Source organism: Streptomyces sp. NH27 (assembly GCF_056859195.1).
This window is the reverse complement of record NZ_JACEGK010000240.1, coordinates 1-11,418: the sequence shown is the minus strand read 5'-3', so window position 1 is coordinate 11,418 and position 11,418 is coordinate 1. Positions and strand designations below refer to the sequence as shown.

Sequence of the window (11,418 nt, the reverse complement as noted above, 5' to 3'; positions counted from 1 at the left end):
CACCCAGAGCATGGTGCTGGGCCGCGTCAACGAACTGTCCGACCCCCGGGACGTCGTGCTGTGCGCGGCCGGCTCCATGCCCGGCGACCTGCACAAGCTCTGGCGGGCCCGGGACCGTAAGGGCTACCACGTCGAGTACGGCTACTCCTGCATGGGCTACGAGATCCCCGGCGCGATCGGGGTGCGGCTCGCCGACAGCACGCGGGACGTCTTCGCGATGGTCGGCGACGGCGGCTACCTGATGATGCCGACCGAACTGGCCACTGCCGTCCAGGAACGCGTCAAGATCATCGTGGTCCTCGTGCAGAACAACGGCTTCCACTCCATCGGGTCGCTGTCGGAGTCGCTCGGCTCGCAGCGGTTCGGCACCCAGTACTGTTACCGCGGTGCCGGCGGCGGCCTCGACGGCGCCCACCTGCCGACCGACCTCGCCGCCAACGCCCGCAGCCTCGGCGCCCACGTCATCGAGGTGCACTCCCCGGCCGGGCTGGAGGCCGCCATCGCAGCGGCCAAGGCGTGGCCGGTCGACGGCGGGCCCGTCGTCATCCACGTCGAGACCGATCCGCTGGTGCCGGCGCCCGACAGCGCGAGCTGGTGGGACGTGCCGGTCAGCGCGGTCTCGACCCTCGACTCCACCCGGCAGGCGCACCGCGCGTACGTCCGCCACAAGGAAGGCCAGCGCCCGCTCATCGCCCCGGCCGCCGACGCCGGCAGTCCCCGCGATGAACTCCACGAAGGAGACGCCGCCGGGAACCGACCGGCCACGACGTCCCGTCCGCACACCGCACCACCCGTAAGGAGCCAGCCGTGAGCAACCCGCCGCGCATCACCCACCTCGTCGACGGACGCCCGTGGCAGGGCACCGCCGAACGTACCGGCCCGGTCTTCAACCCTGCCACCGGCGAGCAGTCCGGCACCGTCGACCTCGCCTCGGCCGAACTCGTCGGCACCGCCGTCGCATCCGCCAAGGCCGCCTGGCAGCAGTGGCGTTCGACGTCCCTGGCCAAGCGGACCCAGGTGCTCTTCGCCTTCCGTCACCTGCTCCACGAGCGCAAGGAGGAGATCGCCGCCCTTGTGACGGCCGAGCACGGCAAGGTGCTGGCCGACGCGGTCGGGGAGGTCACCCGCGGCCTGGAGGTGGCCGAGTTCGCCTGCGGCATCCCGCACCTGCTCAAGGGCGGTTTCACCGAGAACGCCTCCACCGCGGTCGACGTCCACTCCGTCCGGCAGCCGCTCGGCGTCGTCGCGGTGATCTCGCCGTTCAACTTCCCCGTGATGGTGCCGATGTGGTTCGTCCCCCTCGCGATCGCCTGCGGCAACGCGGTGGTGCTCAAGCCGAGCGAGAAGGACCCGAGCGCGACGCTCGCCATGGCGGCCCTGTGGCAGGAGGCCGGCCTGCCCGACGGCGTGCTCCAGGTCGTGTGCGGTGACAAGGAGGCCGTGGACGCGCTGCTCACCCACGAGGACGTCGCGGCGGTCTCGTTCGTCGGCTCGACGCCCGTCGCGCGGTACGTCTACGAGACGGGCACCGCCCACGGCAAGCGCGTCCAGGCGCTCGGCGGGGCGAAGAACCACATGCTCGTCCTCCCCGACGCCGACCTCGACCTGGCCGCGGACGCCGCCGTCAACGCCGGTTTCGGATCCGCCGGCGAGCGCTGCATGGCAGTCTCCGCGCTGGTCGTCGTCGAGCCGGTCGCGGACGAACTCGTGGCCAAGATCGCCGAACGGATGGGCCGGCTGCGCACGGGCGACGGCACCCGGGGCTGCGACATGGGTCCCCTGGTCACCCGGCAGCACCGCGACAAGGTCGCGTCCTACGTCACCGCGGGAGTCGAGGCCGGCGCGACCCTCGTCGTGGACGGCACCACGGGTGAATTCGACGCCGACGGCGACGGCTTCTTCCTGGCACCGACCCTCTTCGACCACGTCGGTCCGGGCATGCCGGTCTACGACGACGAGATCTTCGGCCCGGTGCTGTCAGTGGTCCGCGTCGCCTCCTACGACGAGGGCCTGGCGCTGATCAACGCCAACCCCTACGGCAACGGCACCTCGATCTTCACCAACGACGGCGGCGCCGCCCGGCGCTTCCAGTACGAGGTGGAGGTCGGCATGGTCGGCGTCAACGTGCCGATCCCCGTCCCCGTGTCGTACTTCTCCTTCGGTGGCTGGAAGAACAGCCTCTTCGGCGACACGCACGCCCACGGCACCGAGGGCGTCCACTTCTTCACTCGCGGCAAGGTCGTCACCTCCCGCTGGCTGGACCCGAGCCACGGCGGCATCAACCTGGGCTTCCCCCAGAACGACTGACATCTTGTAGGAGCATCCGCCCGGCAGGCGGCGGCCCCTTGCCCATGGGAGCGGGCGAGGGACCGCCGCCGGCCCGGCGGTCGCCGCAGCCGATGTTCACGACGGCCGGGGAGTTCTGGTAGCAGGCGAGCGGCCGTCGTGGCACGGTCGGCCGGTGCTCGGGCCCCGCTCATCGAAGCTCGGCGCGGGAGCGACGGCGACTGCCCGCGCCGCGCACCGTCAGCAGATCCGGGGCAGTTGCTCGCCGATGGGCAGGTCGACGACCCTGGTGCCGCCCAGGCCGGTCCGCGCGACCACCATCCCGGGGTGGTCGGCCACCGCCTCGCCGATCACGCACGCCCCGGCGCCCAGCGGATGCGCCCGCATCGCCGCGAGCACCGCGTCGGCGTGCTCGCGCGGCACGAAAGCGACCAACTTGCCCTCGTTGGCCACGTACCAGGGGTCGAGGCCCAGAATCGCGCACGCGTTGGCGACCTCCGCGGGCACCGGAACCGCCCGCTCCTGGAGCACCACGCCCGTCCCGCTCGCCGCCGCGATCTCGTTGAGGGAGGCGGCCAGCCCGCCCCTGGTGGGGTCGCGCAGCACATGCAGATCAGGGGTGACCGCGAGCATGGCGTCGACCAGCCCGCCGAGCGGCGCGCAGTCGCTCTCGATCGCCACGCCGAACTCCAGGCCCTCGCGCACGCTCATGATCGCCACGCCGTGCACGCCGACCGGGCCGCTGACGATGACCACGTCGCCGGGCACCACCCGGTCCGGCCGCAGGTCCACGCCGGCCGGGATGAGGCCGATCCCCGCGGTGTTGATGTAGATGCCGTCACCGTGCCCGGCCTCCACCACCTTGGTGTCCCCGGTGGCGACCTCCACGCCCGCGGCCCGCGCCGCCGCGCCCATCGCCTGCGCGACCCGCGCGACGACCGGCATCTCCACGCCCTCCTCCAGGATGAACCCGCAGGACAGGTACGCCGCCCGCGCGCCGCTCATCGCCAGGTCGTTGACGGTGCCGTTGACCGCGAGGTCGCCGATGCAGCCGCCGGGGAAGAACAGCGGCCGCACCACGAACGAGTCGGTGGAGAACGCCAGCCGCGCACCGCCGAGCGACACCGCCGCCGCGTCGCTGAGCTGCGCCAGCACCGCGCCGCCGAACGCGGGCGCGAAGATGTGCTCGACGAGTTCCGCCGACATCGCGCCGCCCCCGCCGTGCCCCATCACCACCCGCGGCTGGTCGCGCAGCGGCGCCGGGCAGGTCCACGACAGCATGTCGAGCACGGGGGGTTCGGGGGTGCCGGGGGTGCCGGGCGTGCCTGTGGCATCGGCGGTCGCGCCGGTCCCGGCGGTCTCCGGCCCGGACGGCTCCGGCACGGACGGCGTGGCGCGCTCCGGGGAGTTACGGCGATCCGCGCGGCCCTCGCGCGCTCGGGTGGTCTCAGGCAACGGGGCTCGCCTCCATGCGTGCGGGGGCGGTGTCGAGCCGCCGGTAGAGGTAGTACGCCGCACACGCGCCCTCGGTGGAGACCATCGTGGCGCCCAGCGGGTTGCGCGGTGTGCAGGTGGTGCCGAACGCCTCGCACTCGTGCGGCTTGATCAGGCCCTGCAGTACCTCGCCGGCCCGGCAGGCGGCCGGCTCCAGGGTGTGGATGCCGGTCACGGCGAAGCGGTGCTCGGCGTCGAAGTCCCGGTAGCGCGGCGACAACCGCCACCCGCTGTCCGCGATCACCCCGATCCCGCGCCACGCCCGGTCGCCGACCTCGAAGACGTCCGCGAGCATCGCCTGCGCGGCCGGGTTGCCCTCGTCGCGTACAGCGCGCGGGTAGGCGTTCTCCACGCGGTGCTCGCCGCGTTCGAGCTGCACGACGGTACGGCGGACGCCCTCCAGGATGTCGAGCGGCTCGAACCCGGTGACCACGATGGGCACGCGATGCCGCTCGGCGAGCTCCGGGTACTCCGCGGTGCCCATCACGCTGCACACGTGACCGGCGGCGAGGAAGCCCTGCACCCGGCACTCGGGCGAGCGCACGATCGCCTCGATCGCCGGAGGCACCCGCACGTGCGACACCAGCATGCTGAAGTTGCGGATGCCGAGCTTGCGGGCCTGATACACCGTCATGGCGTTCGGCGGCGCGGTCGTCTCGAAGCCGATACCGAAGAACACCACCTCCTGCCGCGGGTTCTGCCGGGCGATCTTCAGCGCGTCCAGCGGCGAGTACACCACCCGCACGTCGCCGCCCTCGCTGCGCACCCGGAACAGGTCACGGTCGGTGCCCGGCACCCGCAGCATGTCGCCGAACGAGCAGAAGATCACGCCGGGGCGCGACGCGATCTCCAACGCCTTGTCGATCACCTCGAGCGGGGTGACGCACACCGGGCAGCCCGGACCGTGGATCAACTCGATCCCGTCGGGCAGCAGTTGGTCGATGCCGTGCCGGATGATGGTGTGCGTCTGGCCGCCGCAGATCTCCATCAGCGCCCACGGCCTGGTCACCGTGGCCGCGATGTCGTCGAGCAGGCGCCGGGCCAACTCGGGGTCCTGGAACTCCTCGATGTACTTCACTGCTGCCGCGCCTCCTGCGGTGCCGGCCGCCGCCCGTCGGCGTCGCCGGACGTGTCGTTGCCGCTGTCCTGTTGGTGCGTGCCGTGCGGTCCGGGTACGCCCTCGGGTCCGGGCGTGCCGTGCGGTCCGGGCGCGCCGTCCTCGTCGGCCCACGGCGGGGCGCCGCCGCCCGCGGCCGCTTCCCAGGGGTCGCCGAACTCCTCCTGGAGCAGCCCGAGCGTGGCGAACAGCTCCAGCGTCTGCTTCGCGGACTCCTCGTCGAGGCGTTGCAGCGCGAAGCCGACGTGCACGATGGCGTACTCGCCGACCTGGAGGTCCGGCAGGTACTCCAGGCACACCTCCTTGACCACGCCGCCGAAGTCGACGCTGGCCATCCGGGTACCGTCCCGCTCTTCGATCTCCAGCACTCTGCCGGGTACCGCCAGGCACATGGGGCTTCTCCTCGCTCAAGTGGGTTAGTTCTGTGGGGGGTTCGGTACGTCGGTCGGCTCGGTGCCGGCCGGTGGCTCCGGGGCGGCCGGTGGGCACGACGCGGCCCGCCGGCGGCCGTTACGGGGACGCCGCCGCCCGTGCGGCCACCATCAGCTGGCCGAGCGCCAACCCGCCGTCATTGGGAGGCACTTGACGGTGCCTCAGCACGACGAATCCGTCCGCGCGCAGCGTCGCGGCACACGCCGACGACAGCAGCGCGTTGGCGAACACCCCGCCGGTCAGCGCGACCGTCGTCAGGCCGTGCCGCTCGCGGGCAGCCGCACACCAGGCGGCCACCAGGTCAGCCACCGCCCGGTGGAAGCGGGCCGCGACGACCCCCGCAGACGTGCCGGCGCGTACGTCGGCGGCGACCGCGGCCAGCAACGGCCCCGGGTCCGCGACGAGTTCGGCGCCCGCGCCCGCGTCGGTCTCCGGCCGCAGCGCGAACGCGTACCCGGGCCCGCCTTCGGTGCCGGGTGCGCCCGTGGCGGCGCCCTCCAACTCGACGGCGGCCTGCGCCTCGTACCCGGCCAGGTGGCATACCCCGGCCAGCGAGGCCACCGCGTCGAACAGCCGGCCCATGCTCGACGTCGGCACGCAGTTCAGTCCAAGCTCCAACTGACGTGCGAGCAGCCGTAGTTCCTCGGGCGGGCAGGCGGTTGTGCACGGCAGGTCGGCGTCCCACGGCAGCCCGGCCGCCCGCAGGTGCGCCAGCGCCATCCGGTACGGGCGCCGAACCGTCGCGTCACCGCCGGGCAGTTGGGCGTAGCCGAGCCGCCCGAACCGCCGGTGGCCGTCGTAGTCGGCGAGCAGCACCTCACCGCCCCACACCGCGCCGTCGTCGCCGTACCCGGTCCCGTCGAAGGCGACCCCGATCACCTGCCGTGTGCCGTCGAGGCCGTGCTCGGCCATCGCGGCCGCGACGTGCGCGTGGTGGTGCTGCACACGCGCCAACGGCCTTGTCCCGGCGGCGCGTTCGGCCCACCGGCCGGATCGGTACCGCGGGTGCCGGTCGGCGGCGAGCAGTTCGGGTCGTACCGAGGTGATCGACTCCAGCTGCAACTCGGCCCGCTCGAAAGCGCGTTGCGTCGCGAGGTCGTCCATGTCGCCGATGTGCGCCGACAGCCACGCCTTGCGGCCCTCGCCGAGGCAGAACGCGTTCTTCAGGTCCCCGCCGACGGCCAGCGCGGGCCGCACCGGCACCGGCAGCGTGACCGGCAGCGGCGCGTACCCGCGCGAGCGCCGCAGCACCATCGGCTCGCCGTCGCAGACCCGCACCACCGAGTCGTCGCACGGCACCTGGATCGGGCGGTTGTGGGTCAACCACGCGTCGGCGAGCCCCGCCAGCCGCTCCCGCGCCTCGGCGTCGCCGGTGACGATCGGCTCGCCGGACACGTTGCCGCTGGTCATCACCAGCAGCCGCGGGCCGGGCGGGTCGCCGGGCAGCCCCAGCAGCAGGTGGTGCAGTGGCGTGTACGGCAGCATCACACCCAGGTCGGGACCGCCGGGCGCCACGTCGTCACAGACCGGCAGACCCGGCCGCCGCCGCAGCAACACCACGGGCCGCAACGGCCCGGTGAGCAGTTCGGCCTCCAACGGCCCTACGTGCGCGAGCGGTTCGACGTCAGCCAGGTCGCGGGCCATCACCGCGAACGGCTTGCGGCCGCGCGCCTTGCGGGCCCGCAGCAGCGCCACCGCCTTCGGGTTCTCCGCGTCGCAGGCCAGGTGGTAGCCGCCCAGGCCCTTCACGGCCAGAATCGCACCGGCGGCGAGCAGGCCGCGGGCCTCGGCCACCGGGTCCGCCCCTCCCGACCGGCCGACATGGCGGACCAGCCGCAGCCGCGGGCCGCAGTCGTGGCAGGCCAACGGCTGGGCGTGGAAGCGCCGGTCGGCCGGGTCGGTGTACTGCGCCCGGCACACCCCGCACATCGGGAAGCCCGCCATCGTGGTGTGCGCGCGGTCGTACGGCAGGCCGGTGACCACGGTGAAGCGCGGCCCGCAGTTGGTACACACGATGAACGGGTGGCGGTACCTGCGGTCGGCGGGGTCGGCCAGCTCGGCCAGGCACTCCGCACAGGTCGCGATGTCCGGGGAGACCAGGGTGCGGGCCGCGCCGCCGTCCCTGGACGCGGTGATCGCGAACCCGGACTGGCCGGTCGCGGCCAGCTCGGACTGCTCGACGGACTCCACCGCGGCCAGCGGCGGCGCGTCGCCCGCGACGCCCGCACAGAACGACGCGACGGCCGCGGCCGGGCCCTCCACCTCGGCGACGACGCCCTCACCGGTGTTGGTGACGTGGCCGGCCAGTCCCAGCCGGCCGGCCAGCGCGTAGACGAAGGGGCGGAAGCCGACGCCCTGGACGACCCCGCGGACGGTGACCCTGCGGCGCACCACCGGATCGGCCGCCGCGATGGTGCCGTCGGCCGCTACGGTGCCGTCCGCCGTGGGGGCGGTCATGACCGGGGCCCGCCCGCGGGCTGCGGCCGGCCGGCGGTGTGATCGAGCCCGCCGTGGTCATGGCTGTGGTCGTGGCTGTGACTGTGGTCGTGGCCGTGCGCGTGGTCAGGGGAGTTGCCGTGCTCGTGCGGGTGGCCGTGCTCGTGCGGCTCGGCCATTCCGTCGTCGCCGTGGTGATGGCCCGGCAGCGGCTGGGACGCCATGACCGGGGCGTGCACGGGGGCGCCGCCGGCCGCCGCCATCGCGCGATCCAGCAGCGCGCCGACCCCGCTGCCGGTGCGGGCGGCGGTCAGCACCACCTCGACACCCGGGTTGACCTGCGCGACGTTCGCCCGGAACGCGGCCTCGTCGAACCCGACCGCGTCGGCGATGTCGGTCTTGGTGACGATCACCAGATGCGCGAGCCCGAACGCCGTCGGGTACTTCAGCGGCTTGTCCTCGCCCTCGGTGACCGACGCGAGCACCACCCGCAGCGTCTCCCCGAGGTCGTACGACGCCGGGCAGACGAGGTTGCCGACGTTCTCCACGAACAGCAGCCGGGTGCCGTCGGGCAGCCAGCCGTCGAGGTGGCCGCCGAGCATCCGCGCCTCCAGGTGGCACAGCCCGTCGGTGAGCACCTGCTTGACCGGCGCACCGGAACGCGCCAGCCGCAGCGCGTCGTTCTCCGTCGCGAGGTCCGCGGTGAGCGCGGCGACCGGCACCGCGCGCTCCCGGGCCAGCGCCAACTCCGCCTCCAGCAGCGCGGTCTTGCCGCTGCCGGGGCTGGACAGCAGATTGACCACGGCGGTGCCGCGGGCCGCCAGATCGGCCCGCAACTGCTGCGCGCAGCCGTCGTTCTTGGCGAGTACCGCCTGCTGGAGGTCGATCACACGGCACATGGTTCAGTGCTCCTCAAGGTCGGGCCGGCGTGCGCGGCCCGCGGCGGCGGGTGCCGGCGGGTCGTCCCACCGCACCCCGGCGATCAGCAGTTCGCGCCCGGCCAGCAGTTCGGCGGCCGCCGTGCCGCAGGCCGGGCAGCACAGGTCAGGCGGCATGCCCACCGGCCACTCGTCCGCGCAGGGCGCGCAGCGGGCCCGGGCGGCCACCGCTTCGGTCTCCAGCCGCGCGCCTTCCAGAACCGTGCCGGCGCAGGCGAGTTCGAAGCAGAACTGGAGCGAGTCGGGTACGACGCCGGCGAGTTCGCCCACCTGGAGCCGTACGGTCCGGACGGTGGTGGCGCCCGCGGCGAGCGCGGCGTCCTGCACCTGGCCGACGACCGCCAGCGCGATGGACATCTCGTGCATCGTCCTCTTCCCGTCCGGCAGTTCACGGTTCACGGTTCACGAACGACGGTTCGCGGGGCATTGCGTGGGGTGCGCCGCCGGCTTCATTACACGGCGGCGGCCCGGCGCCGCGGTATCGGCGCGCCGCCGGGCCGTCCCGCAAGGACTCGTTCGGTCGAGAGCGCCGTCAACTGCGGTCTACATGGCCCGCATGCGCAGGTAGCGGCGGATGTCGGGCAGGCTCACCGCGAGCAGCGCTCCGAATGCGGCCGCGGTGCCGGCGATGGTGATCTTCTTCAGCATGGTGATGTGTTCCTCTCCTGGACGGCCCCCTGGTCGTGCGATGCGTCGTGCGAGTGGTCGTGCGGCCGGCCGTGCGCCGCGTCGTGCCCCGGCGCGGTCGCGCTCTCGTCGAGCAGGCGGCGCACCAGGCGTACCGCCTCCGGCACGGCCGCCTCGACGGGAGCGCTGAGCCCGATGCCCTCCTCGACGTCCGCGGGCTCGCAGCCGACGACGAGGATGCGGCGCGGCGGGGTGCCGCCGGTGCCCGCGCACAGGGTGCCCAGCAGAGCCAGCACCGAGTCCGGGGACATGCGGTGCCCGTCGAGGAGTGCCTGACCGCTCTCCGCCGCTACGGCGCCCCCGCCGTCGCCCGGGCCGCCACCTGGGACGCCCGGCTCGATCAGGTAGACGGTGCCGGGGGCGCCGCCCCGGGCGGTCGCGTCCACGAGCACGAACGTGTCGTACCCGTCGAGGAGTTGGTATGCCAGGTGCACCCCGCGTACGCCGATGTCGACGGCCTCCACGTGGTCGGGCAGCGGCCCCTCGGCGGTCAGCCGGCGTACGGTCTCGACTCCGAAACCGTCGTCGCCGAGGAAGATGTTCCCGACCCCGGCGACCAGGGTGCGGGGAGTGCGGGTGGTGGTCACGCGTCCTCCAGCGGGGTGACCTCGTCGGGCTGGAAGTACAGGAACCGGCCCTGCGCGCGCCGGATGTCGGCGCCCGGGTCGCCCTCGACGGTGACGGCCAGGTGCACGCCGCCGTCGACGTCGTGCAGCACCGCCTCCACGTGGGCGTCGCAGCCGTGCAGGAAGAGGTCCTGGGCGTCGGAGCGGCGCAGCCCCGGGCGCAGCCGGACCCGGCTGCCCGCGCCCACGTCCTTGCCGTCGATCACCACCCGGTCGGTGGCCGGGTCGACGCTGCGGTCGCTCTCCGGGTCCCACCACGGCTTGCCCGGGTCCATCAGCGCGTCCAGCGAGTCCGGCGAGATGTCCAGGTCGGAGGGCATGGCGGGCGTCGATGGTGAGGGCGGTGCGGTCGGCGGCGTCGGCGGGGTCGGTACGGGCGGCCCGGTGATCTCGCGCAGCGAACGCACCGCGCCGTGCAGCCGGTCCAGCACCTCCGGCGGCATCGTGTCGGCGAGGTCGATCACCTCGGCGGCGCGCGCGTCCGTGCCACGCGCCTCCCGCTTCTCCTGCTCGGTCAGGGCCGAGGTGCGCAGCGCCAGGATCTCGTCGATCTCCAGCGCGTCGTAGAGCGCGCCCGGGCTCTCCGGGGCGATCGCCGGGTGGTCCTCCAGGATGATCGGGGAGGACAGCACCACGTCGCGGCGCCCGTCGGCGCCGGCCAGCACCGGCCAGGTGCGCAGGTTCGCGCACTGCGCGGTGGCCTCCTTCGCCCACTCCGGCGGGTCGGCCATCGACAGGAACGACCCCGCGCTCAGGCCGAGCACCAGGTGCGCGGAGACCAGCGCGTGCGGCAGCGCCTCCTCCCGCCCGGCGCCCTGCGGCCCGGGCGTCCAGCCTCCGGTGTTCTCCACCACCGCGGTCAACCGCTGGACCGCGTACGGCCCGGGCAGGTCCGCGGCGGCCAACCGGACCACGCCGCGCACCTCTTCGCGGCGCCGCAGCAGCCGACCGACGCGCCGCCCGGCCCGGTCGCGTACGTCCTCGGTCTCCTCGCCCGCCGGACGGGAGAACGGGAACTCCCGCTCGGTGCCGTCGAGTTCGCCGACATGCACGCTGAACTGGACCCGTTCCTCGATGCCTTCGTCCCAGGGCGTCAGCACCCGGTCGGGCAGGTCGAGTTGAGGGACCGTCACATAGGAGCCGTCGACGCGGAGTTCCTGCACCACCCGGCGCTGCGCGTGCAGGAACCGCAGTTCCACCAGCAGCTCCGCCCCGGCTCTGGGCTCCATCAGGCACTGGGTGCGCTGGAAGGCGTGCTCGCCGCTGTCGGCGCCCCAGGCGGGCGGCACCAGGACGCCGAACTGCCAGCGCAGCCGGTTCTTCGCCGCCGACGCGCGATACGGATAAAGGACGTAGCCCTCGAAGAGCACGGCGTCGGCGACCTTGCGGGCCGCGGCGAACC

The 11,418-nt window shown here is 73.8% G+C and carries 10 protein-coding genes and 1 pseudogene; 2 read left to right on the top strand and 9 right to left on the bottom strand.

The window, feature by feature from the left end; genetic code table 11:
* Both AC13HU_RS20265 and AC13HU_RS20260 read left to right on the top strand, forming a co-directional pair.
* On the top strand, positions 1–811 hold an 811-nt coding region (locus AC13HU_RS20265), incomplete at its 5' end, for a thiamine pyrophosphate-dependent enzyme (protein WP_483043317.1).
* On the top strand, positions 808–2,307 hold the full coding sequence (locus AC13HU_RS20260) for a CoA-acylating methylmalonate-semialdehyde dehydrogenase (protein WP_483043316.1): 1,500 nt from the start codon (positions 808–810) through the stop codon (positions 2,305–2,307). The genes AC13HU_RS20265 and AC13HU_RS20260, both read left to right, overlap by 4 nt.
* 219 nt (positions 2,308–2,526) lie before the next feature.
* Here AC13HU_RS20260 and hypE read toward each other — a convergent pair whose 3' ends face one another.
* From hypE to AC13HU_RS20215, 9 genes and pseudogenes are all read right to left on the bottom strand, one after another.
* Complete coding sequence (gene hypE / locus AC13HU_RS20255) at positions 2,527–3,567, bottom strand: hydrogenase expression/formation protein HypE (RefSeq protein ID WP_483043318.1); 1,041 nt, start codon at positions 3,565–3,567, stop codon at positions 2,527–2,529.
* A 166-nt stretch (positions 3,568–3,733) separates the two neighbouring features.
* Entirely contained in the window at positions 3,734–4,858 is a 1,125-nt protein-coding gene (gene hypD / locus AC13HU_RS20250; protein WP_483043315.1) for a hydrogenase formation protein HypD, read from the bottom strand.
* A gap of 143 nt (positions 4,859–5,001) precedes the next feature.
* Positions 5,002–5,289: pseudogene (locus AC13HU_RS20245) on the bottom strand (HypC/HybG/HupF family hydrogenase formation chaperone); the annotation flags it as partial.
* A gap of 118 nt (positions 5,290–5,407) precedes the next feature.
* Positions 5,408–7,786 (bottom strand): carbamoyltransferase HypF, encoded by a 2,379-nt coding sequence (gene hypF, locus AC13HU_RS20240; protein WP_483043314.1) that lies wholly within the window; start codon positions 7,784–7,786, stop codon positions 5,408–5,410.
* A complete protein-coding gene (gene hypB, locus AC13HU_RS20235) occupies positions 7,783–8,664 on the bottom strand; it encodes a hydrogenase nickel incorporation protein HypB (RefSeq protein WP_483043313.1) in 882 nt (293 codons plus the stop codon). Before hypB ends, hypF begins: the two co-directional genes overlap by 4 nt.
* Positions 8,665–8,667: 3 nt before the next feature.
* Complete coding sequence (locus tag AC13HU_RS20230) at positions 8,668–9,069, bottom strand: hydrogenase maturation nickel metallochaperone HypA/HybF (RefSeq protein WP_483043312.1); 402 nt, start codon at positions 9,067–9,069, stop codon at positions 8,668–8,670.
* A 177-nt stretch (positions 9,070–9,246) separates the two neighbouring features.
* Entirely contained in the window at positions 9,247–9,351 is a 105-nt protein-coding gene (locus tag AC13HU_RS20225) for a DUF6893 family small protein (protein ID WP_483043311.1), read from the bottom strand.
* Positions 9,345–9,977 (bottom strand): hydrogenase maturation protease, encoded by a 633-nt coding sequence (locus AC13HU_RS20220; protein ID WP_483043310.1) that lies wholly within the window; start codon positions 9,975–9,977, stop codon positions 9,345–9,347. The genes AC13HU_RS20225 and AC13HU_RS20220 overlap by 7 nt, the downstream gene beginning before the upstream one ends.
* Positions 9,974–11,418, bottom strand: a 1,445-nt coding sequence (locus AC13HU_RS20215; RefSeq protein ID WP_483043309.1) for a hypothetical protein, incomplete at its 5' end; no start/stop codon positions are given. The genes AC13HU_RS20220 and AC13HU_RS20215, both read right to left, overlap by 4 nt.

What these genes read in the sequence shown, in the direction of transcription:
- hypE (WP_483043318.1), bottom strand. Translation starts at nt 3,567, where the DNA reads ATGCTGTCGTGGACCTGCCCGGCGCCGCTGCGCGACCAGCCGCGGGTG.
- hypF (WP_483043314.1), bottom strand. Translation starts at nt 7,786, where the DNA reads ATGACCGCCCCCACGGCGGACGGCACCGTAGCGGCCGACGGCACCATC.
- hypB (WP_483043313.1), bottom strand. Translation starts at nt 8,664, where the DNA reads ATGTGCCGTGTGATCGACCTCCAGCAGGCGGTACTCGCCAAGAACGAC.
- AC13HU_RS20230 (WP_483043312.1), bottom strand. Translation starts at nt 9,069, where the DNA reads ATGCACGAGATGTCCATCGCGCTGGCGGTCGTCGGCCAGGTGCAGGAC.
- AC13HU_RS20225 (WP_483043311.1), bottom strand. Translation starts at nt 9,351, where the DNA reads ATGCTGAAGAAGATCACCATCGCCGGCACCGCGGCCGCATTCGGAGCG.